We start from the raw sequence: 23205 nt of genomic DNA, 5'->3' as shown, positions 1-23205 counted from the left end.
TCCTAGCGTGCGTATGGGGAATAAGGACTGACCAAAGAGCCCAGCGAGGTATCCAGACCGGCTGGATTGGCTGGCGCAGGCGCTTTGGGTGCCGCAGCGGGAACTGGACGGCTGACCTGTCCTTGCGAAGCGGCCGAAGCGACAGGAGCGGAAGGCTCCATATCTGTGCGGCTACCCACCTGACGCACGATCTTGTCCAAAGGCAGATAGATCATGTTGTTATCGCTACGGGTATCAACCAGTACCTTGCTGGTGCTCTCCAGGATTTCCTGAATTGTGGACAGGTACAGACGATCCCGCGTTACACCCGGAGCCTTCACGTACTCGGCCTCGACGCTACCAAAACGGGCAGTATCACCCTTGGCATCACCGATCACACGAGCCTTGTAACCCTCAGACTCCTGCATCATGCGAGCCACTTGACCAGCGGCTTCGGGCAACACCTTGTTGGCATAGGCCTGACCTTCGTTGATCTGACGCTCGCGGTCCTGACCGGCCTTGACGGCATCGTCAAAGGCGGCCTGAACCTGCTCGGGCGGCTGCACGTTCTGGATAGCTACGGTGCTGATCTGAATGCCGGTACGGTAGCGGTCCAGAATGGACTGGGCCAGCTGCTGCACGTCCGATGCAATCTGGGTACGGCCGGAGTACAGCACGGAGTCCATGGGCTGCTTGCCCACGACTTCACGCATGGCGGTTTCAGCCGCCTGACGTACCGACTCGTCCGGATTATTGGTGTTGAACAGGTAATCCGGTGCGCCTGTAGGCAGCAAACGGTACTGAACCACATACTGCATGTCGACGATGTTCTCGTCGGTTGTCAGCATCAACGATTCAGGCAGGACTTTATTGCGTGCACTGCCGCGGTAGCCCACTTCAAAGGTACGCAACTGCGAAATATTCACAGTCTGGTGATCTTCGATGGGAGCGGGCCAACGCCACTGCAAACCGGGATTCAGAGTTTTCGTGTACGCGCCAAAACGGGTAACCACGGCAACCTGACCTTCCTGCACGATGGTAAAGCCACTGGCCATCCACAGACCGACCGCGACCACACCGCCGATGATCAGCAGCTTGGGCGAGCCTTTGGGGATGGATGGGCCATTACCGCTACCCGGAGGCATGCCACCGGGAGGGGAGCGACGTCCCTTTTTGCCGAATAAAGATCCCAAGCGACTGTTGAAGTCACGCCATACCTCGTCGAGGTCAGGCGGGCCATCTTGTTTCTCGGGGCGGCGAGGTGGCTCGGAACCGTTTTTGCCACTGTCTCGTCCCCAACCGGGATCATTGAGATTGAATATTTTATTGTTCAGACGCATTGTTTTCCGCGAAATGACCTGATTCGACGATTGCTGTACGCAAGCCATCCAATCCGATGCGCTCTAAAGCGCTAACAAAGACTCGGGCAATAGTACCATGTTCATCCCGCTCTACCCGTGGCTCATAGCCGGCTTGGTCAATTTTGTTATAGACCAGAATGCGAGGTATTTCATGGGCCCCGATGTCCTCCAGAACCTTATGAACTTCAGCGATTTGTTCATCGCGTTGAGGGTTGGCCGCATCGACCACATGCAGCAATACGTCTGCATGGACGGTCTCTTCCAAAGTGGCCCGGAAAGCGGCAATCAAGGTCGGTGGCAATTCACGAATGAAACCCACCGTATCCGAAATTACGACCTGCCCTGCCCCTTCAATCCAGATACGACGCGTGGTGGTATCCAAGGTAGCAAATAACTGATCAGCTGCGTAGGCATCTGCACGGGTCAAGGCGTTAAATAGCGTGGATTTTCCCGTGTTGGTGTAGCCCACCAGTGACACCGACAAGGTGCCGCTACGAGAACGGGCACGACGTTGGGTGCTGCGCTGGCGTTGCACCTTGGCCAGACGCTCACGCAAGGTACGGACTTTGTCGCCAATCATCCGGCGGTCCATTTCCAGCTGCGATTCACCAGGACCACGCATACCGATACCACCCTTTTGCCGCTCCAGGTGAGTCCACATCCGGGTCAATCGGGAAGTCAGGTGTTGCAGTTGGGCCAGTTCCACCTGCAATTTACCTTCGTGACTTTGCGCACGCAGGGCAAAAATATCCAGAATCAGGGCAACCCGGTCAACCACACGCAGCTCCAGCTTGCGCTCCAGGTTACGCTGCTGGGCCGGGCTCAAGGCATGATCAAACAACACGACTTCGGCGCCAGTTGCCTTGGCCAGGGCGACAGCCTCTTCCAGCTTGCCCGTACCGATGTAATAGGCAGAATCTGGACGGGACCGACGCACGACCATCAGTTCCATAATCTGGGCGCCCGCCCCTTCAGCCAGCATGACGAATTCTTCAGCATGGGCCTTGTAGTCCAGCTCGCCCATATCCACACTAATTACCAGTGCCTTCAACGCTTGCTCCAGAAACAAAGACCCGCCCGCGGGCACCGCGAGACGGGTCTTTCAGAGTACAAAGAACTGGGTGAGGATTTATTCAGCCTGCTCATCCGCAGCCAAAGTAACGGGGCGTGCAGGAACGACGGTAGAGATCGCGTGCTTATACACCATTTGAGTGACTGTATTGCGCAGCAGTACGACATACTGATCGAAGGACTCGATCTGACCTTGCAGCTTGATGCCGTTGACCAGGTAGATCGACACAGGGATATGCTCCTTGCGCAGCGCGTTCAAAAACGGGTCTTGTAGAATTTGCCCTTTATTGCTCATTGGTGAGGCTCCGGTTATGTTGTTTTTCCAGAAATGGAAGCGAATCCCACTACTTTACCGGGTTTTCCCTGAATTCGCACGTTCCAAACTGGAGATTTTTATCTAATAAGTGTATATCAGGCGCCTTGCCCTAAAATCTGCCGCAAACTGTTGCACAGTCGGGCACATTGCTCGGGCGATCCTACCGTAATACGTAAATACTGCTCAATGCGTGGCTGACGGAAATGGCGAACCAAAATCCCCTGTTCACGCAAGGCCTGCTGAATACCAGCTGCCGAATGCTTAGGGTGAGTTGCCATCAAAAAGTTCGCTTTCGAGGGCAAAATCTCGAAACCCAGCTGCTCCAGATCAGCGCGCAACTGCTCGCGTGCATCAATCACAGCCTGGCATTGACGGTCAAAATACTCCGTATCCTTCAAGGAAGCTACCGCACCCACCTGGGCAATCGTGTCCATGGGGTAGGAGTTGAAACTGTCTTTCACCCGCTCCAGCGCCTGGATGATATCGGCGCTGGCCAGGGCATAACCCACACGCAAACCAGCCAGAGCGCGCGACTTGGACATGGTCTGAATGACCACCAGATTGTCGTATTTTTCCAGCAAACCAACCGAAGAGGTACCGCCGAAATCGACGTACGCCTCGTCCACCACCACCGTGGTATCTGGGTTGGCAGCCAGAATGGCTTCTATATCCGTCAAGCACAAAGGAATGCCGGTAGGCGCATTAGGGTTGGCAAAAATAATGCCGGCAGGTGGCAGACTGCGCTTGCGCACATAGTCCTGCACATTCAACGTGAAGTCCTCGCGCAGCGGCACGATATCCGCAGGCACACCGAAGTACGAACAGTAAGTGGTGTAGAAGCTGTAAGTGATATCGGGCAGCAGGACCGGGCGCACGCCACGCAGGAACAAGGCGCTGAACACATGGGCCAGCACTTCGTCCGAGCCATTGCCCAAAAAGACGTTGTTAGCTTTCACACCGTGGTTGTGCGCCACAGCATCACGCAGTTCCTGCGCGCTATAGGAAGGGTAAAGACGCAAATCATCGGTCGCCGCCTGGCGGATCGCTTCCAGCGCTTTAGGCGACGGACCGAAAGGATGTTCGTTTGTGTTCAGCTTCAAGAGGTTATCCAGCTTGACCTGCTCACCCGGTACATAGGGTGAAAGCCCCGCTACATGATCACTCCACAAACGGCTCATTACGCGTCCTTCAGATAAGGGTTTTTAGATGATTTGAATTCGATGCGCAAAGGCGTGCCTTCCAGCTTGAAGGCCTCGCGAAAACGCGTCTCCAGATAACGGCGGTAACTGTCCGAAATGGCATCCAGGGCGTTGCCGTGAATCACCACGATCGGCGGGTTCATGCCACCTTGGTGAGCATACCGCAACTTGGGACGGAAAATGCCCTTGCGCGGTGGCTGTTGCTGTTCCACCGCTTCTTGCATGACGCGAGTGAGCTTGGGCGTGGACAGCTTGGAGAAGGCAGCCGCATGCGCGGCATTGACCGACTTGAGCAAGGGATTGATCCCCTGCCCTTTCAAGGCCGACAAGGTGTGCATCTTGGCAAAGTTCAGGAAGCGCAATTTGCGATCGAACTCGCGCTTGATCCACTCGCGCTGGTACTCGTCCAGGCCATCCCACTTGTTGATGCCCACCACCAGTGCACGACCGGTTTCTACCACGAAGCCCGCAATGCTGGCGTCCTGGTCGGAAATTTCGGTGTGAGCGTCAATCATCAACAAGACCACGTTACACGCTTCAATCGCCTGCAAGGTCTTGATAACGGAGAACTTTTCAACCGCTTCAAATACCTTGCCGCGCTTGCGCAAACCGGCCGTGTCGATCAGGGTGTATTCCACCCCATTGCGCTCGAACTCGATCTCAATGGCATCACGCGTCGTACCGGGCTGGTCAAACGCAATCACGCGATCTTCACCCACCAAGGTATTGATCAAGGTGGATTTACCCACATTAGGGCGGCCCACAATCGCCAGCTTGATACGGTGCTGAAATTCATCGTCATCCTGGCCATCCTCTTCAGGCTCAGGATTGGGCACTTGCTCCAGTGCCAGGTTGATCAGCTCTTCCACGCCATCGCCGTGGGAAGCGGAGATCAGGTAAGGCTGACCCAGGCCCAGTTCGTGGAATTCCACGCCACCGGCCTCGTAACGCATGCCTTCGGCCTTGTTGACGGCCAGCAGCACTTTCTGCCCCAGCTTGCGCAGCAACTGCGCAATTTCCAGATCCAGTGCGTTGACGCCCTCACGGGCATCGACCAGAAAGACGACCACGTCAGCTTCGGCAATCGCCTGCTGGGTCTGACGAGCCATCTCCAGCAACATGCCGGTTTTGGCCACAGGCTCGAAACCACCCGTATCGACCACGATATAGGGGCGGCTGCCAACCCGGCCTTCGCCGTAATGACGGTCGCGGGTCAGACCAGGGAAGTTCGCCACCAGAGCCGCGCGCGAGCGCGTCAGGCGGTTGAACAAAGTGGACTTGCCGACGTTGGCCCGACCGACCAAAGCCACTACGGGCTTAAAAGAAACGCTTTTCAATTGATTCCAACCAAGACCAAATTACCATTGCCGGTCTGGACCAGGACCCCACGCGGGGTTCCGATCAAAGGCGACACAATGGCACCACCGCCGACACTGACCCGGCCCAACAAGGTGCCGTCCAGTCGCGATAGAAAGTGAACATAGCCTTCCATGTCACCGGCGGCGAGCGCCTGGGGCATGACGGCCAAAGGAGCCAGACCACGGTTACGCAAAGCATTCTGCTTCCAGATGGTTTGCCCGTCTGTCATGGCAAACGCTTCAATCTGGTCGCGGCTATTGGCGGCATACAACATATGGTTGTCCGCTGCGATACCGGTACCGGCCGAAAATTCCCTATCCCACACCAGTCGTCCACCTTGGGAGACGTCAAAGCAGGCAACACGACCTTGGTAGGTTGCACCGCACAGCAGGGGATCGACGACCTGGGGAGCACCCACGACGTCATTAATGCGCTCCAGGTCCGTCGCGCCGCGGGAGACAGAAATACTGCCTTCCCACACCAGATGACCTTGAGCTGCGTCAATGGCCATCAAACGGCCGTTGGGCATTCCTGCCAACAACAAACCATCAATAATGCGCATTTGCATGCTGGTTTTCAGCGACAAGGCGGGGCCAGGACGCTGCAGACTCCAGCGCAGATCACCTGTGCTGGCATCAAATGCCTGCAAGCGGTAGTCGCTGGTACGCACCACAACCACACCGGCACCCACAGCAGGCGGCACATTCACAGCGCTGCTGCTACGACTGCGCCACAACTCCTTGCCCGAGTCGTCAAACGCAATGACGTTGCCGTCCACCGAAGCGACCGCAGTCACCACACCATCCGAACCTGCACCGGCGGTCAACTTCTTGCCGGCATTGGCCGACCACTGCACGCGACCCGTATCCAGATCAACCTTGCTGACCTGACCCGAGACCGTCGCGGCGTAGACCGAGGAGCCACTGACTTGCGGTGCAAATCCGGAGTCTGCGCCGCTACCAATCGAGGTACTCCAGCTGATCTTGGCGGCCACACCAGGGGTGTATTCCGTCAGGGGCGTAGGCTCGAAACGAGGATCCTTGCTGGAGAACATGGAGCAACCGGCCAAAGCGGTCAGGCTCAGGGCCAGAGCGCTCAAGCGCAGGACACGCATGGCAGAGGATGGGGATTTGCGAATAGTAGGAAGAGACATGAATTAAGCTCCTGCCAAGGCATCAAGTTTGATCTGTACCAACTGCGAAATAGGGTCTTGCTTGAGCAACTCCACGGCCTGCGTCCAGGCTTCGCGTGCTGCATCGTTCTGCCCTTGAGCGGCCAGAATATCGCCTTTGCGATCCGCAAACAGACCGGCAAAGCTGGCAGGAGGATTTGTCAGCTGAGCCAGGGCATCATCGTAATTCTTCTGTTCCAGCAAGATACCAGCCAGACGCAAACGCGCCAGCGGAGTCAGCGCCGGGTCGTGATTGGTTTTGACCATCCACTCCAGTTGCTCACGAGCAGGCGTCAGATTGCCGCGTTGCTGCAAAGCCTGGGCAGCCAGCAAGACACCGCGGGAGGTGTAGCCAGACTTGGGGAAATCGTTACGCAAGGTTGTGCTGGCAGCCAGCACGCGGGCATCGGCCTCTTCGCCGGTCTGGGCAGCCGCACTTTCCAGCGCCTCAAAGTAACCCATGGCCTGACCGGCCTGATGCCCCTGGTACCACTGCCAACCGCGCCAACCGGCCACCGCCGCCAAGGCAGCAAAAGCCAGCACGATGCACAAGGTGCCCCAGCGGTCCCACCATGCTCGCATGGCATCTAGTTTTTCCTGTTCTTCAAGATCGTAGGCCATGCTCAAATCCTTGCTGACAAAACACTGGCGAGTTCAGAAAATTCAACAGACTGTTGCTGCTCGGCGCCATCCGCAGCACGCAACCATTTCACACTGGCCTGTTCTTTTTGGAGTTCGTCGTCACCCAAAATAACGGCGGCCTGCGCACCACTGGCATCAGCCCGTTTGAACTGGGACTTGAAGCCGCTGGAGCCTGCATGGACTATCACCTGCAAACCGGCATCACGCAATTGCTCGGCCAACAGCGACGCCTTGCGCTGCGCTGCCTCACCCTGGTGAACCATATACACCTGACATTCGGGGATGGCTGGCTGCTCGCCATCTTGCGAGCACAGGTCCAGCAAGCGCTCCATACCAATAGCAAAACCCACGGCCGGCGAAGGCTTGCCACCCATCAATTCGATCAGGCCGTCGTAACGGCCACCGCCGCACACCGTCCCTTGAGCACCCAGGCGATCCGTTACCCACTCGAACACGGTCAGATTGTAATAATCCAGACCACGCACCAAGCGCGGGTTCAATGTGTAGGCAATACCGGCATCATCCAGACGATCGCAGACGCCCTGGAAGTGAGCACGAGACTCTTCACCCAGAAAGTCGAACAAACGTGGGGCCGCATTGGCCATTTCCTGCATGGCCGGATTTTTGGTATCCAGCACGCGCAAGGGGTTGGTATACATGCGACGCTGGGCTTCTTCGTCCAGCACATCCTTGTGCGCTTCCAGGTGCTCGATCAAGGCCGCACGGTGGGCGGCACGCTCTTCAGCCTGACCCAGGGAGTTCAGTTCCAGACGGATGTCCGTCAGACCCAGCTTCTTCCACAAACGGGCCAGCATGACGATCAGCTCGGCATCAACGTCTGGCCCTGGCAGACCCAACGCTTCCACGTCGATCTGGTGGAACTGACGGTAGCGGCCACGCTGCGGGCGCTCATGGCGAAACACCGGTCCCATCGCATAAACCCGATGAGGGCGATCGTACAAGAGATTATGTTCGATAGTGGCGCGCACCATGCCCGCCGTAAATTCGGGACGCATGGTGAGCTTGTCGCCGTTGAGCGAATCGGTAAAGGAATACATTTCCTTTTCGACAATGTCGGTGACTTCGCCAATACCACGAGCAAACAGCTGGGTATGTTCCAGCACGGGGGTACGCATATTGCGATAGCCATAGCTGGCCAACCATTCCCGCACCAGAGCCTCCAGGGCTTCCCACTGTGCGCTTTCACCCGGTAAGGTGTCTTTCATGCCCGTCAGGGCGCGGAGCTTTTGAAACTGCTGCGTCATAATTCTAATGGTTTGCTCGCCATAGACTGACAAGCGTGTTGATCAAACCGTTGATGTTTTGCCGTAGCGGCGCTCAACGTAATTCTGGACAATGGTCTGAAATTCCTGAGCGATAGTATCACCCTTCAGGGTCACCACCCGCTCGCCATCCACATAGACGGGTGCCGAAGGAACTTCCCCGGTTCCCGGCAAGCTGATGCCAATATCGGCGTGGCGGCTTTCCCCCGGACCATTGACCACACAGCCCATCACCGCGACGTTCATGGTTTCCACGCCGGGATACAGATCCTTCCAGACGGGCATCTGGTCACGCAAATAGCTTTGAATATCGTTGGCCAGCTCCTGGAACACCGTACTGCTGGTGCGACCACAACCCGGACACGCCACCACCATAGGGGTGAAAGCACGCAAACCCATGGTCTGCAAGATTTCCTGAGCCACCACCACTTCACGAGCACGATCGCCACCGGGTTCAGGAGTCAGGGAAATACGAATGGTGTCACCAATGCCTTGCTGCAACAAGACAGCCAAGGCGGCGGTGGAAGCCACAATCCCCTTGCTGCCCATCCCCGCTTCGGTCAGACCCAGGTGCAAGGCGTAATCACAACGTGCCGACAAATCCTGGTAGACGGTGATCAGGTCCTGCACGTGGCTGACCTTGCAGGACAGAACGATACGATTGCCCGACAGCCCCAGTTCCTCGGCACGCTGGGCGTTGCTGATGGCAGAGATAACCAGAGCATCGCGCATCACCGCCTGAGCCGTCCAGGGATGAGCACGCTCGTTATTTTCATCCATCATGCGGGCCATCAGCTCGTGATCCAGGCTGCCCCAGTTCACGCCAATTCGCACGGCCTTGTCGTAACGGCAGGCGATTTCAATCATCTTGGCGAAGTTATCGTCCCGGCGCTTGCCACCGCCCATATTGCCCGGATTGATCCGGTACTTGGACAGGGCCAGAGCACACTCGGGGTAATCTGCCAGCAATTTATGGCCGTTGTAATGGAAGTCCCCCACCAAGGGGACATTTACGCCCATGCGATCCAGCTGCTCGCGAATGGCGGGCACTTCACGGGCCGCTTCGGGGGTATTGACCGTAATACGCACCATTTCAGAACCGGCACGCGCCAGTTCCTTGACCTGGATAGCCGTTGCAATAGCATCGACGGTATCCGTATTGGTCATGGACTGCACCACGACCGGGGCCGAGCCACCTAATTTCACAACATGATCGCCCCAGCGCACATCAACTGCGCGGGTTACCCGTTTGGGTTGGGCGCCCACCGGCAGAGGTTGGCAAGCAGAGGAAGTTTCGGGACCCTGCGTCATTTCTTCAAGTCCTTGAGCCAATCGAACACCAGCCACTCTTCGGGAACCCAGCCCCGATCAATGGCGTAAAAACCGGCTACCAGCAGCAAAACAATAATGATAAGAATCCAGATCCAGCCAAACCCGCCGCGCGAGTCGGCATACAGGCTCAAGTCCGCACTGGACAAGCCCGCACCCGAATGATTGCGCGGTACGGGCTTGGGCGCAGCGGTATCACTGACCTGAGCTTCCAGCATGACCAGCACGGCTGATACGTCAGCCTCCAGAAAGCGCGCGTAATTACGCACCATGCCCCGCAAAGGCTGCCCACCGGGCAACTGGTCCCACTCCTGAGCTTCCAGGGCCTCTAGCTGGCGAACCGAAAACTTCAGGCGGGTGGAGGCTTCGTTCAGCGTACAGGATCGCGCCAGGCGCAACTCACGCAATGTCGGGCCTACACCTGAGCCCGCTTCCGGAGCCGATTGGTTGGAGGGGACCAGAGTCTCGCTCATGCACGTTCCTGTTTGATTTGAATGACAGCACGATCAGGCAAACGTTGTTCGATACGGGTGCGATCACGAATATCGCCCGCCAACTGTCCACAAGCGGCAGCAATATCATCGCCGCGCGTCTTGCGCACTGTGGTTACCACCCCACCATCCATCAGCCGTTGGGCAAACTGTTTGACCCGTGCAGCTGAAGAGCGTTTCAGACCGGACTGCGGAAAAGGATTGAAAGGAATCAAATTAAATTTACAGCGCACAATGCGTGCGATATCCAACAGTTCCTGCGCATGCTGGTCGGTATCGTTGATGCCGTCCAGCATGATGTATTCAAACGTGATGAAGTCACGCGGGGCGTGCTCCAGATAGCGATTACAGGCATCCAGAAGCTCGGCCAGCGGATACTTCTTGTTCAGTGGCACCAGGCGATCGCGCAACGCATCATTGGGCGCGTGCAGCGATACGGCCAGTGCGACCGGGCAATCTTTGGCCAGACGATCCATCATGGGCACCACCCCGGAGGTGGAGACCGTCACGCGGCGGCGCGACAGACCGTAGGCATTATCGTCCAGCATCAGGCGCAAGGCACCAAGCACCTGATCGTAATTGAGCAGGGGTTCGCCCATGCCCATCATGACCACATTGCTGATGACACGCGTGCTGGTTTGCTCGGCATCGCCAATACGGGCGGTTTCCGGCGCATTCAGCAAAGCACGGCGAGCAAACCACAACTGACCAATGATTTCGGAGGTGGTCAGGTTGCGGTTGAAGCCTTGATAGCCCGTGGAACAGAATGGACAGGCCACGGTGCAGCCAGCCTGGCTGGAAATACACAGGGTGCCCCGGTCGTCCTCGGGAATGAAAACCGCTTCGACAGCGTTATTGCTGCCTACATCAAACAGCCATTTACGGGTGCCGTCGGTAGAAATATGTTCGTGCGACATGCTGGGCGCGGTGACAACGCAATTAGCGGTCAGCTGCTCGCGGAACTCGCGCGCCAGATCCGTCATCTGCCCAAAATCGTCTTGTTGACGCTGGTGTATCCAGCGCTGCAATTGGCGCGCGCGGAAAGGCTTGCCACCCCATTGGGCGACCAGTTCAACAAGTTGCTCCGGGCCCAGGCCCAAAAGATTGGTAGGTTCGAGCGATGACATAAAAAAATAATACCTTCACGCGTTCTGGCTATTACTTTCTTGCAGGAGTGCAAAAAAGCCCCTTTTTGCGGATTTGCCCGGCACACCGATTCCGGTGAGCCGGGCAAGTCTTGCTCAGAGTGCCGCCAGTACTGCGCGGTTTAACGAATTAACGGCTGTAAACGTTGCACTCTGGGAAGAAGAAAGCGATTTCGACAGCAGCGGTTTCAGGAGCGTCGGAACCGTGAACAGCGTTAGCGTCGATGCTTTCAGCGAAGTCAGCACGGATGGTGCCGGCGTCTGCTTTCTTGGGGTCGGTGGCGCCCATCAGTTCGCGGTTCTTGGCAATGGCGCCTTCGCCTTCCAGAACTTGTACGAATACAGGACCGGAAACCATGAAATCGACCAGATCCTTGAAGAAAGGACGCTCGGCGTGCACGCCGTAGAAGCGCTCGGCTTCGCCACGGGACAGGTGAACCAGGCGACCAGCGATCACTTTCAGGCCAGCGCCTTCAAAGCGGGAAATAATCTGACCGATCACGTTTTTAGCAACAGCGTCGGGCTTGATAATGGACAGAGTGCGTTCAATAGCCATGTGAAAATCCAAATAAGAACAATATAGTGTAGTCTTTGCTGCGTAAAGCAAAATGCAGATCCGACGGTTCGCGCTAAATTTTTTAATGAAAACAAGCACTTTCATCAGATTTACGGCAACCCGGCATTTTACCACGCCAAAGACGCACGGCCACATCTTAAAATAGTGCATCTTAAATTCGTTTTTTACCCAGGATTAGTCCCGCCCTATCTGGCACTGAACGTGCAATAAGGGGCAGGCAGACCGCATCACCATGACCAACTCATCCGCTACGACCTCCGACGAGCAATTATCCAAGAGCTTTGAACCCCAGGAAATCGAAACGCGCTGGTACGCGCGCTGGGAGCAAGCCGACCTTTTCAAGGGTGGCCAACATGTCCAGCCCTTGGGTGATCATCAGTCCGAACCCTTTGTGATCCAGTCCCCACCACCAAACGTCACCGGGACATTGCACATGGGCCACGCCTTTAACCAGACCATCATGGATGGCCTGACGCGCTACCACCGCATGAAAGGCGACGATACGGTCTACATTCCCGGTACCGACCACGCCGGGATTGCGACCCAGATCATCGTGGAACGCCAGCTTGATGCCCAGAACATCAGCCGCCACGACCTGGGCCGCGAGAAATTCCTGGAAAAAGTCTGGGAGTGGAAAGAGAAGTCGGGCAATACCATTACCGGCCAGTTCCGCCGCCTGGGCGCGTCCTGTGACTGGAGCCGCGAATACTTCACCATGGACGACAATCTGTCCCGTGGCGTGCTGGAAACTTTTGTCCGTCTGTACGAGCAAGGCCTGATTTACCGCGGCAAGCGCCTGGTGAACTGGGACCCCGTGCTGGGCACCGCCGTGTCTGATCTGGAAGTGGTCAGCGAGGAAGAAGACGGCCATCTGTGGGAAATCAGCTACCCGCTGACTACCCCCCAAGGCGGCCTGACCCACCTGACGGTGGCCACCACCCGTCCGGAAACCATGCTGGGCGACGTTGCCCTGATGGTGCATCCTGAAGACGAGCGCTATATCGGCCTGATCGGTCAAACCGTTACCCTGCCCCTGGTTGGCCGCTCCATCCCGATCATTGCAGACGACTACGTAGACCCGGCCTTTGGTACCGGCGTGGTGAAGGTTACTCCTGCCCACGACTTCAATGACTACGCCGTTGGCCAGCGCCACGGCCTGGAAATGATCAGCATCCTGACGCTGGATGCCCATATTGCCGACACCGCTCCCGAAGCCTACCAAGGCCTGGAGCGCTTTGCTGCACGCAAGCAAATCGTGGCCGACCTGGAAGCCCAGGGCCTGCTCAAGGCCGTCAAGCCACACAAGCTGATGGTGCCACGCGGCGACCGTACCAATACGGTTATCGAACCCATGCTGACTGACCAGTGGTTTGTCGCCATGAGCAAGCCTGCGCCAGAAGACTCCCTGCACCCCGGCAAGAGCATCACCCAGGTTGCCCTGGATGTGGTGGCCGATGGCCGTGTACGCTTCTACCCCGACAACTGGTCCAACACCTACAACCAATGGCTGAACAATATTCAGGACTGGTGTATTTCCCGTCAGCTGTGGTGGGGTCACCAGATCCCCGCCTGGTACGCCGAAGACGGCAGCCTGTTTGTCGCCCGCTCCGAAGAAGACGCTCTGGAACAAGCCCGCGCTGCTGGCGTGACCGGCCCACTGCGCCGCGACGAGGACGTGCTGGACACCTGGTTCTCCTCCGCCCTGGTGCCCTTCACCGATCTGGGCTGGCCTGAAGAAACCCCGGATCTGGCCCGTTACCTGCCCTCCAGCGTGCTGGTCACAGGCTTCGATATTATTTTCTTCTGGGTAGCCCGCATGGTCATGATGAGCATGCACCTGACTGGCCGCGTTCCGTTCAACACCGTCTACGTTCACGGACTGGTGTGCGATATGGAAGGCAAGAAGATGAGCAAATCCAAGGGCAACACGATTGACCCGGTGGACTTGATCGACGGTATCGACCTGGAAAGCCTGATACACAAGCGCACCTTTGGCCTAATGAATCCCAAGCAGGCTCAAAGCATTAGCAAGCGCACCAAGAAGGACTATCCCGATGGCATCCCCGCCTTCGGTACGGACGCGCTGCGCTTTACCATGGCCGCTTACGCCACCTTGGGTCGCAACATCAACTTCGACATGAAGCGCTGTGAAGGCTATCGCAACTTCTGCAACAAGCTGTGGAACGCCACCCGCTTTGTGCTGATGAACACCGAAGGCCATGAACTGCACACCGACGCTGCTGCCGAACTGAGCTTTGCAGACCGCTGGATCATCAGCCTGCTGCAAGGCCTGGAGCAGGACGCCGAGCGCGGTTTTGCCGACTACCGTTTCGACAACGTCGCTAACGCCATCTACCACTTTGTCTGGGACGAGTACTGCGACTGGTACCTGGAACTGGCCAAGACCCAGATCCAGAACGGCACGCCCGAGCAGCAACTGGGCACCCGTCGCACGCTGATCCGTGTACTGGAAGTAGTACTGCGCGTGGCACACCCCATTATCCCGTTCATTACGGAAGAGCTATGGCAGAAAGTCTCGGTGGTAGCTGGCAAACGCGCTGCCAATGAAACCACCAGCATTTCGGTCCAGCCCTACCCTATCGCCAATCCGGCCGCCATTGATGAACAGGCCATGGCACAGGTTGCAGAACTGAAAGCCCAAGTGGACGCGATTCGCGCCTTGCGCGGCGAGATGAACCTCTCGCCCGCTCAGCGCGTGCCACTGGTTGCCCAAGGTGATGCTGCAATCCTGAGCGCCAATAGCCCCTATCTGGCCAGCTTGTGCAAACTGGAAAGCGTGGAGATTGTGGACCAACTGCCCACCGACGCCGGCGCCCCAGTGCAAGTGGTCGACACCACTCAGCTGATGCTGCACGTAGAGATTGACGTGGAAGCGGAGCGTATCCGCCTGTCCAAGGAAATCGAACGCCTGCAAGGTGAGATCAACAAGGCCGAAGCCAAACTGGGCAACGCCAGCTTTGTAGAACGTGCGCCCGCCGCCGTGGTTGAACAGGAGCGCCTGCGCGTGGCTCAATTCGGTGAGACACTGGCCAAGGTGAAACAGCAGTTTGATCGTCTGGGCTAATTGCCTGAATCAGGTCTCGGTGACGAGAGAAGGCCCTGCACTAGTGCAGGGCCTTTTTGCATCTATGGTCCTTCGATCCCGCTGCACTATTCCGATTACTCGCAACACACCCTCCCTGTTCATACGAAACAGAAGAACACAGGAGCATCACACCAGCGCAGACCGGTCGCGCACAGAAGCTATCCCGCACTGAGACAACAAGAAAAAGCGAAGCCATCCTGAGCGCATCACCTCTTGTGATGTATTTTCCGGGCTATCCGCAAAAACGCCTGAGCAGCAGGAGAAAGCCGCTCGAAATTCAGAGCCGCCAGAGCAATTTCACGAGGCCTACACGGCTCCAGGCTGCGATAAATCACCCCTTCTGGCGGCTCCGGCAAGGCCAGCCTGCCCGCAATGGTCACAGCCACTCCTTGCGCGACAAAGCCCAACATGGAGGACAACTGCTCGAAACGGAACAAGGTCCTGGGGACCGCCCCTGCCGCCGCCAGAAACCGATCTACATGCGGGCCAGAGCCTGCCGCAGTCCGAATAAACGGCAAGTCATGAAAGTCACTGGCAGAAACACGGGCGCAAACGGCCAAATGATGCTCTGCCGGCAGCACGGCCACCAGCTCATCCTGGGCCAAGGGCAAGCAGTCAAAGCGATCATCTGGCAAGATCACAAAGCCCAGCTCCACACGCCGCTCCAGCAGCCACTGCGCCACTTCACTATCAATACCCTCGTCAATCTGCACCTCCACTTCGGGATGCGTCTGCCTGTAGCAAGCCAATAAATGCGGCAGCAAATGCAAGGACGAGGAAGCCCCAAAAGAAGCAATACGCAAGGTGCCACGGGCAATTCCCTGCTCGTAGCAGGCCTCCTGATGCAAGGCCTCTCTCTGCTGCAGGATATCGTTGGCACGTTGCAGCAACTTAGCCCCCACTTCTGTCAGCTCCACTGAGGTCGGGCCACGAGAAAACAGGCAGACACCCAAATCGGCCTCCAGCTGCTTGAGCGCATGACTGACCGCACTTTGCGTCACCCCCAAGGCACTGGCGGCCCGCGAAAAGCTGCCTATCCTAGCCAGCACGGAAAAGATTTCAAGTTGAGTGAAGGTCATGAGCGTTTACTCATTCGACTATGAGGCAATAAAAGTAAATAGTACCCCTGCTGAAATCTTCTCCATAGTGGCTTGAATGAAATCTCCCAACTACTCCGTACACCTAAGTCTGATTGGCATGGCCGCTCTGTGGGGAGCTTCCTGGCCCTGGGGCCGAGTCGTAGCTCAAGCCATGCCGCCTTTGGCGGCAGCCAGTCTGCGCTTCCTGCTTGCCAGCGTCGCACTGCTGCTTTGGATGAGCTGGAGCGGCCGACTGAAAGCCCTATGCACACTTGACTCCCGAGAATGGCTAGGTCTGCTTAACGCCTCGGCTTTTGGGGTATTTGGCTATTCAATTTTCTTTCTTCTGGCCCTGAAACTGGTGCCAGCAGGCAAGGCCAGCATGGTCGTTGCCCTGAACCCGGTCCTGATCCTGATACTGGCCTCTTTGTTGTTTCGCGAGCCAGTCAACAAAAAGATGAGCCTGGGAGTAATCCTGGCCGTATCAGGGGCTCTCTATGCCCTGAGTGCCGGCTCTATCAGCAGCCTCATGCCAGGCCAGAGCGGAATAGGCGAATGGCTATTACTGGGCTGTGCATTGTGCTGGGTCAGCTACACCTTGATTGGCCGCACCGTACTGACCACCGTAGATTCTCTGACCGCCACTAGCATGACCACATTGATTGGCGCAGTGCTGCTGTCCATCAGCAGCTTGGGGGTGGAGGGTCTTTCGGCCTGGGGCAGCCTGATCCATGCGCCAAGCCAAGCCTGGTACAGCGTGTTGGCCTTGGGCCTGGGTTCAACGGCTCTGGCCTTCGCCTGGTATATGCACGGCGTGAAAAGCCTGGGCGCAACATCCGCAGGCGCCTATCTGGCCCTTGTACCGCTGTTTGGCGTTTTACTGTCCAGCCTGTGGCTTAAGGAGACCCTGAACCCATCCTTGATCGGCGGAGGTTTACTGGCGATTAGCGGGATGGCCCTGATGAGCTGGGGACGGCAGACACTGAATACCAAGGACAACACCCCTGCGGAAAATTCGCAACTGCAGCTTGGCCAGTACGACTAACAAAGTCACCCAGATACAAAACGGCCCGCATAAAAACGGGCCGTTAAGGCTTGGCGAACGCTTTAAACAAAGCTATTCGCTCAAGGAAGCCAAAGATGCCAAAAAGCGCTCGTCTGCCTTGCTAAGTTCGCCACGCTGACGGGCCTGCTCAATCAACTCGGGCCGCCGCAAGGCTGTCAAACGCAGGGATTGCTCACGTCGCCATGCCTGAATACGGCCATGATGACCAGACATCAAGACTTCGGGCACAGCCTGATCACGATATACCTCGGGTCGCGTGTAATGAGGACTATCCAGCAAGCCGCTATTGTCAGCATGGAAAGAGTCCTGGCGAGCCGAATCAGCATCATTCAGCACACCGGGCAAGAGCCGAATCACGCTATCAATAATCGCCAGTGATGCTATTTCACCGCCAGACAGCACAAAGTCACCCAAAGACAGTTCCTGGGTGATACGCGCATCAATAAAACGTTGATCTATCCCTTCATAGCGACCACACACCAGAACCGCGCCAGGGCCCTGAGCCAGCTCCTGAGCCACTGTCTGATCAAAGCGTCGCCCTGTAGGGCTCAGCAAAATCACTTCCGGGCTATCACCACGATCAGCCAAAGCCTGATCCAGGGCGTCATTCAGAGGATCAGCCAGCATTACCATGCCTGGGCCACCGCCGTAAGGACGATCGTCTACAGTACGGTGCACATCGGTGGTGTAGTCGCGCGGGTTCCAGGTCCGCATCTGCCAGATACCCTGCTTGTGCGCACGGCCGGTGACACCAGCCTCGCTGACCACATCAAACATGTCCGGGAACAGGGTCAGGGCATCAAATCGCATGAGGACTCGGCAAGAGAAAAAAGCGGATACGCTTTACAAGACTCGACCAGTCAGGCCAGAGCCATGCAGGTGCGCAGGATTGAAACGATCAAATCGCCCAGTGGCTGTGCAGTTCGCGGGCGGACATATCCACCGTATGCACAATGGCTTGCACAAAGGGAACCAGCTCTTCCAGCGGCTTGCCCTGTTCGTCCTTTGCAGGCGTAAAGACGCCTTCAGCATCCCAGGAGCCACGATGCACAACCAAAATGGAGTGCGCGCCGTTATCCAGCACTTCCACCACCTCGCCCAGGCTTTCAGCCTGGCCGTCCTGCTCGCCAAAGAAGCGGCAGCCGATCAGATCGACCCAATAAAATTCGTCTTCGTCCGCTTTGGGGAAAGCTGCACGGGATACCCAAACGGTATGCCCCTTGAGAGCTTGAGCCAGCTCTCGATTATCCAGACCCTCAAACTGCGCCACGATGGTTGCACCATGCTGCTTTGCGGTTTGTATCTGTCTGGGTGACACAGACGCAAAAACGCCCGCCTGAGATTCAGGCCGGGGCGTTTTTAACCACCATGTCTTTGCATTCAGCAGCGCCTTGGTTTGCATGGAATGCGGCTGGATCTTGACCCAACCACGCACACCATAAGCGGAAACAATACGACCGAGCTCAACAAGGTCAGCAGGAATCGCAGATTGCTTCACACTAAACGCTACTAAAAAAACAGGTGAATCAACTTAGGCAGCCGAAGCAACCTTAGCCGAGTATTCTTTCAACAGGCGAGCCACAGCAGGCGAAACCTGAGCACCGTTGTCGGTGAAGTGCTTAACGCGGTCCATTTGCAGACGCAGGTTTTCATGACCTTCGCCAGCAACGGGGTTGTAGAAACCCAGACGTTCGATGAAGCGACCATCACGGCGTTGGCTCGCCTCGGCGGCTACTACGTTGTAAAAAGGACGCTTTTTGGAGCCACCACGGGCCAAGCGAATTACCACCATTGATAATCCCTTTATTGTGTAAGGTAAACAAAAAATTCTAGCACTATTCTGGCAAGCATGCCAAAAGTAACACGCTAAGATAGCAGATTCAGTGCTAGATACGCAACAGACAAAGCAGTATTCTACCGCCGTCGGCTCAACGACGGCGTAAAAAATGCAGAGTTTTTTCGGCTTGCTGGTCTTGAGCCAACAGTTCGTTGCCAGTTTGGCGACAAAAAGCCTGAAAATCTTGAATGGCGTGCTGATCGGTCGTGATGACCTGCAACACTTGCCCGGATTCCAGCTGTGCCAAGGCTTTCTTGGCACGCAAGATGGGCAAGGGGCATTTCAGCCCACTTGCATCAACCTGCAGATCGCTGTTGGGCAATGCGCCGGTCTCGGACATCGTCATTAGGCACCCAATTTACTTTGAACCCAGGCCTGCACCGAGGCATTGGCCTGCGGCAGAACGCTGGCATCGGTACCGCCGCCCATGGCCATGTCAGGACGACCACCGCCCTTCCCGCCCATTTGCGAGGCCACAAAGCCCACCAGATCACCCGCCTTGACCTTGGAGGTCAGGTCAGGCGTCACGCCAGCCACCAGGCTGACTTTGCCGTCTGCCACGATGGACAGCAGGATCACGGCAGACTGCAGCTTGTTCTTCAACTGATCCGCCATTTCGCGCAAGGCTTTGGCTTCCACGCCTTGCAACGTGGCAACCAGCAAGCGGCTGCTGTCATTCAACGGGACAGCCTGAGCCAGCAGATCCTGGCCTGCCGAAGCAGCCAGCTTGGATTGCATTTGTTCGCGCTCGCGCTCCAGATCCTTGATCTGACCTTGCAAGGCGCTGATACGGGCAACCAGACCCTCCGGCTGCGTACGCAGACTGGCAGAAGCGTCGTTCAACAAGCGTTCCTGCGCTTGTACCCAATGCAGGCTGTTGGTGCCGGTGATGGCCTCGACACGGCGCACGCCAGCGGCTACACCGCCTTCCGAGACAATCTTGAACAGGCCAATATCGCCCGTACGTTGAACGTGAGTACCGCCACACAGCTCGCGCGAGAAGCCGATATCCAGTACGCGCACTTCATCGCCGTACTTTTCGCCAAACAAAGCCATGGCACCACCGCTAACAGCGTCATCAAAGGACATCAGCTGGGCTTGCACGGCCTGGTTAGCCAGAACCTGCTCATTCACAATGGCTTCGACCTGAGCGATTTGCTCGGCCGTCATGGCGGCATCGTGAGCAAAGTCAAAACGGGTCTTTTCGGCGTCCACCAGGGAACCACGTTGCTGCACGTGTCCGCCCAGCACCTGGCGCAAGGCCTTGTGCATCAAGTGCGTGGCCGAGTGATTACGGATCACGCGCTCACGACGCTCGGTATCCACCTGGGCTTGAACAGTCTGGCCCACTGTCAGCGTGCCTGCGTTCAGCACCCCTTGGTGGCCGAAAACCTGATTGGAGATCTTTTGAGTATCTTGCACTTCAAAGGACAGGCCCTTGGCATCGCTCAAGATACCGGCATCCCCCACCTGACCACCGGATTCGGCGTAGAAAGGGGTGGCATCCAGAACCACCACCGCTTGCTGGCCTTGGGCCACGGACTGCACCGAGGTGCCATCCACATACAAGGCGGTAACCGTGCCGCTGCCTTCCAGGGTGGTGTAACCATCAAAGCGGGTTTGCACGCCGGAGTAGCTCAGGCCTTCGGCTGTTTTGAACTTGCCCGAAGCGCGTGCCATCTGACGCTGGTTTTCCATGGCAACTTCAAAACCGTCCAGATCGACCTCAATGCCACGTTCGCGGCAGATGTCGGCAGTCAAGTCCACAGGGAAACCGTAGGTGTCATACAAGGTGAACAGCGTCTGGCCATCCAGCTTGGCGTTCTCTGGCAAGTTGGCCAAAGCGCCTTCGAGAATACGCATGCCGTTTTCCAGCGTTTCGCTGAAACGCTCTTCTTCCTGGCGCAGCACTTGTTCGATACGCTCGCGCTGGCTAATCAGCTCGGGGTAGGCCTCGCCCATGGTCAGACCCAGGTCCTGTACCAAACGGTAAAAGAACAAGCCCTTCTGACCCAGTTTGTGACCGTGACGCAAGGCACGGCGAATAATACGGCGCAGCACATAGCCACGGCCTTCATTGCTGGGGATGACCCCGTCAATAATCAGAAAGCTGCAAGCACGGATGTGGTCAGCAATCACCTTGAGCGAGTTATTGCTCAAGTCGCTAGTCTTGGTTTCGCGTGCGGCGGCCTGAATCAGAGACTGGAACAGGTCGATTTCGTAATTGGAATGCACGTGCTGCAGCACAGCCGAAATACGCTCCAGGCCCATGCCGGTGTCCACACAAGGCTTGGGCAGCGGCGTCATGGTGCCGTCGGCGGAACGCTCGAACTGCATGAACACCAGATTCCATACTTCGATATAGCGGTCGCCGTCTTCTTCAGGCGATCCGGGAGGGCCACCCCAAACGTCAGCGCCGTGATCGTAGAAGATTTCCGAACAAGGACCACAGGGGCCGGTATCGGCCATCTGCCAGAAGTTGTCCGAGTTGTAGCGTACGCCACCCTTATCGCCGATGCGGATGATGCGCTCTTTGGGCACACCAATTTCCGAAGCCCAGATATCGTAGGCCTCATCGTCTTCTTGATAGACGGTGACCCAGAGTTTCTCTGCAGGCAGCTTGTAAACCGTCGTCAGCAGCTCCCAGGCATAGCGAATGGCGTCTTGCTTGAAGTAGTCGCCAAAGCTGAAGTTGCCCAGCATTTCAAAAAAGGTGTGGTGGCGGGCGGTGTAGCCCACGTTTTCCAGGTCATTATGCTTGCCACCGGCACGAACACAGCGCTGAGAGCTGGTGGCACGGTTGTAGGGTCGGGTTTCCTTGCCCGTGAACACATCTTTGAACTGCACCATCCCTGCGTTAGTGAACAGCAAGGTAGGGTCATTGCCTGGTACCAGCGAAGCCGAGGAGACGATGTGATGTCCCTTGGATTCAAAAAAAGAAAGAAACTTCTGACGAATTTCTGAGGTTTTCATTACATGCAACGCGATGGAAAATTTAACTGCCTATTATAAGACGATCAGCCTTGCAGCCCATGCGCGCGCTGCGCTGGCACAACACCTGCCGCCCCGGCAAAGCAGTGAGAAGCCAGGACGCCACACTCCCTGTACGAGCGGCTGCGTAAGCGTCAAATAGTACTGTTTTCAGCGGGCAGAAACAACAATTCCGACCCTGGCGAGTCGGAATGTGAAGGCACCCTGCTCATATTCAGGATGTCGTCCTGACGGGCCAGGAGGCATGAACCCAGGCCCTGCCTCGATCAGGCCTTGGGCTGATAGGGATGATGCTCGGCCCAATGACGGGCAATATCCACACGACGGCAAACCCAGACACGCTCGTGCGATTGCACGTAATCCAGGAAGCGCTGCAAGGCACGGAAGCGGCCAGGACGGCCAATCAGACGGCAATGCAAACCGATGGACAACATCTTGGGGGCTTCTTCACCTTCTTCGTAGAGCACGTCAAACGCGTCTTTCAGGTAGGAGAAGAAATGATCGCCGGTGTTAAAGCCCTGAGGAGCCGCAAAGCGCATGTCATTGCTATCCAGGGTGTAAGGCACGATCAATTGCGGCTTGACCGTATTGTCACTGAGTTGAACCTCGGTCCAGAACGGCAGATCATCACCATAGTAATCGGAGCTGTACAGAAACTGGCCTTCTTCTGCCACCAGACGCAAGGTGTTGGGGCTGTCACGGCCGGTGTACCAGCCTTCAGGGTGATGGCCCAGCAGGTCCGTCAGTACTTTTACGCACTGGCGCATATGCTCGCGCTCCACCTCTTCGGACACGTTCTGGTAGTGAATCCAGCGGTAGCCATGGCAAGCGATCTCATGCCCCAGGCGCACGAATTCCTGTGCCAGCTCGGGGTGACGCTCCAACGCCATACCCACACCGAAAATGGTCATGGGCAAACCGCGTTTCTCAAACTCTTTCAGAATCCGCCAGACACCGGCACGCGAGCCGTATTCGTAAATGGATTCCATGGACAGGTGGCGGTCCGGGTAAGCCGCCGCACCAATGATTTCGGACAGAAACTGTTCAGAGCCCGGATCACCGTGCAAAACGCAGTTCTCGCCGCCTTCTTCATAGTTCAAGACAAACTGCACCGCAATGCGCGCCCGATCAGGCCATTGTGCATGAGGCACGTTTTTACCGTAACCAACCAGGTCACGAGGGTACTTACTCAAGGACATACCG

The 23205-nt window shown here is 56.9% G+C and carries 21 protein-coding genes; 2 read left to right on the top strand and 19 right to left on the bottom strand.

From position 1 onward, the window contains the following. Positions 1–2: 2 nt before the first annotated feature. The 12 genes from hflK to ndk form a co-directional block, all read right to left on the bottom strand. The gene (hflK, locus tag WFM49_RS02875; RefSeq protein ID WP_257112029.1) at positions 3–1319 is read right to left on the bottom strand and encodes an FtsH protease activity modulator HflK; all 1317 of its coding nucleotides are present in this window, start codon (positions 1317–1319) and stop codon (positions 3–5) included. After that, the gene (hflX, locus tag WFM49_RS02870) at positions 1303–2391 is read right to left on the bottom strand and encodes a GTPase HflX (protein ID WP_009455872.1); all 1089 of its coding nucleotides are present in this window, start codon (positions 2389–2391) and stop codon (positions 1303–1305) included. Before hflX ends, hflK begins: the two co-directional genes overlap by 17 nt. A gap of 78 nt (positions 2392–2469) precedes the next feature. Next, positions 2470–2706, bottom strand: coding sequence for an RNA chaperone Hfq (hfq, locus tag WFM49_RS02865; protein ID WP_003799329.1), 237 nt, complete (start codon positions 2704–2706; stop codon positions 2470–2472). Positions 2707–2822: 116 nt separating this feature from the next. Next, the gene (hisC, locus tag WFM49_RS02860) at positions 2823–3905 is read right to left on the bottom strand and encodes a histidinol-phosphate transaminase (protein WP_250755846.1); all 1083 of its coding nucleotides are present in this window, start codon (positions 3903–3905) and stop codon (positions 2823–2825) included. Then, positions 3905–5263: a ribosome biogenesis GTPase Der gene (gene der / locus WFM49_RS02855; protein WP_009455876.1), complete on the bottom strand. Its 1359-nt coding sequence runs from the start codon at positions 5261–5263 to the stop codon at positions 3905–3907. The genes hisC and der overlap by 1 nt, the downstream gene beginning before the upstream one ends. Next, a complete protein-coding gene (gene bamB, locus WFM49_RS02850) occupies positions 5260–6438 on the bottom strand; it encodes an outer membrane protein assembly factor BamB (protein WP_250755847.1) in 1179 nt (392 codons plus the stop codon). Before bamB ends, der begins: the two co-directional genes overlap by 4 nt. A 3-nt stretch (positions 6439–6441) precedes the next feature. Further along, the gene (locus tag WFM49_RS02845) at positions 6442–7077 is read right to left on the bottom strand and encodes a YfgM family protein (RefSeq protein WP_009455880.1); all 636 of its coding nucleotides are present in this window, start codon (positions 7075–7077) and stop codon (positions 6442–6444) included. Positions 7078–7079: 2 nt separating this feature from the next. Then, a complete protein-coding gene (hisS, locus tag WFM49_RS02840; RefSeq protein ID WP_250755848.1) occupies positions 7080–8363 on the bottom strand; it encodes a histidine--tRNA ligase in 1284 nt (427 codons plus the stop codon). Between the two features lie 42 nt (positions 8364–8405). Next, positions 8406–9692 carry a flavodoxin-dependent (E)-4-hydroxy-3-methylbut-2-enyl-diphosphate synthase gene (gene ispG / locus WFM49_RS02835; RefSeq protein ID WP_336971555.1) on the bottom strand — a complete coding sequence of 429 codons (1287 nt, stop codon included), beginning with the start codon at positions 9690–9692 and terminating at the stop codon, positions 8406–8408. Beyond that, positions 9689–10183: a helix-turn-helix domain-containing protein gene (locus tag WFM49_RS02830; RefSeq protein WP_009455883.1), complete on the bottom strand. Its 495-nt coding sequence runs from the start codon at positions 10181–10183 to the stop codon at positions 9689–9691. The genes ispG and WFM49_RS02830 overlap by 4 nt, the downstream gene beginning before the upstream one ends. Next, positions 10180–11328: a 23S rRNA (adenine(2503)-C(2))-methyltransferase RlmN gene (rlmN, locus tag WFM49_RS02825; protein WP_009455884.1), complete on the bottom strand. Its 1149-nt coding sequence runs from the start codon at positions 11326–11328 to the stop codon at positions 10180–10182. Before rlmN ends, WFM49_RS02830 begins: the two co-directional genes overlap by 4 nt. 148 nt (positions 11329–11476) lie before the next feature. Next, entirely contained in the window at positions 11477–11902 is a 426-nt protein-coding gene (gene ndk, locus WFM49_RS02820) for a nucleoside-diphosphate kinase (protein WP_009455885.1), read from the bottom strand. A 253-nt stretch (positions 11903–12155) separates the two neighbouring features. Here ndk and WFM49_RS02815 point away from each other — a divergent pair, with 253 nt between their 5' ends. Beyond that, complete coding sequence (locus WFM49_RS02815; protein ID WP_083053370.1) at positions 12156–15008, top strand: valine--tRNA ligase; 2853 nt, start codon at positions 12156–12158, stop codon at positions 15006–15008. Positions 15009–15235: 227 nt separating this feature from the next. Here WFM49_RS02815 and WFM49_RS02810 read toward each other — a convergent pair whose 3' ends face one another. After that, positions 15236–16108, bottom strand: a complete 873-nt coding sequence (locus WFM49_RS02810) for a LysR family transcriptional regulator (protein ID WP_336971551.1) — start codon at positions 16106–16108, stop codon at positions 15236–15238. A 76-nt stretch (positions 16109–16184) separates the two neighbouring features. Between WFM49_RS02810 and WFM49_RS02805 the strand changes: the two genes are divergently transcribed. Further along, a complete protein-coding gene (locus WFM49_RS02805) occupies positions 16185–17153 on the top strand; it encodes a DMT family transporter (RefSeq protein ID WP_336971548.1) in 969 nt (322 codons plus the stop codon). Positions 17154–17225: 72 nt separating this feature from the next. Here the strand turns inward: WFM49_RS02805 and trmD are convergent, their stop codons facing one another. The 6 genes from trmD to puuE all read right to left on the bottom strand — a co-directional run bounded on the left by trmD (position 17226) and on the right by puuE (position 23201). Next, a complete protein-coding gene (gene trmD / locus WFM49_RS02800) occupies positions 17226–17984 on the bottom strand; it encodes a tRNA (guanosine(37)-N1)-methyltransferase TrmD (protein WP_336971546.1) in 759 nt (252 codons plus the stop codon). A gap of 88 nt (positions 17985–18072) precedes the next feature. Further along, positions 18073–18672: a ribosome maturation factor RimM gene (gene rimM, locus WFM49_RS02795; protein ID WP_035272255.1), complete on the bottom strand. Its 600-nt coding sequence runs from the start codon at positions 18670–18672 to the stop codon at positions 18073–18075. Positions 18673–18705: 33 nt separating this feature from the next. Next, entirely contained in the window at positions 18706–18966 is a 261-nt protein-coding gene (gene rpsP / locus WFM49_RS02790) for a 30S ribosomal protein S16 (protein ID WP_009455906.1), read from the bottom strand. A 136-nt stretch (positions 18967–19102) separates the two neighbouring features. After that, positions 19103–19357 (bottom strand): sulfurtransferase TusA family protein, encoded by a 255-nt coding sequence (locus tag WFM49_RS02785; protein ID WP_009455909.1) that lies wholly within the window; start codon positions 19355–19357, stop codon positions 19103–19105. Next, positions 19357–21984 (bottom strand): alanine--tRNA ligase, encoded by a 2628-nt coding sequence (alaS, locus tag WFM49_RS02780; RefSeq protein ID WP_035272252.1) that lies wholly within the window; start codon positions 21982–21984, stop codon positions 19357–19359. Before alaS ends, WFM49_RS02785 begins: the two co-directional genes overlap by 1 nt. A 284-nt stretch (positions 21985–22268) precedes the next feature. Then, complete coding sequence (gene puuE, locus WFM49_RS02775) at positions 22269–23201, bottom strand: allantoinase PuuE (RefSeq protein ID WP_021446474.1); 933 nt, start codon at positions 23199–23201, stop codon at positions 22269–22271. Positions 23202–23205 lie beyond the last annotated feature (4 nt).

This window comes from Alcaligenes sp. PF14 (assembly GCF_037150615.1).
Classification (GTDB): Bacteria; Pseudomonadota; Gammaproteobacteria; order Burkholderiales; family Burkholderiaceae_B; genus Alcaligenes; species Alcaligenes phenolicus.
This window is presented reverse-complemented; position numbering and strand designations above follow the sequence as displayed.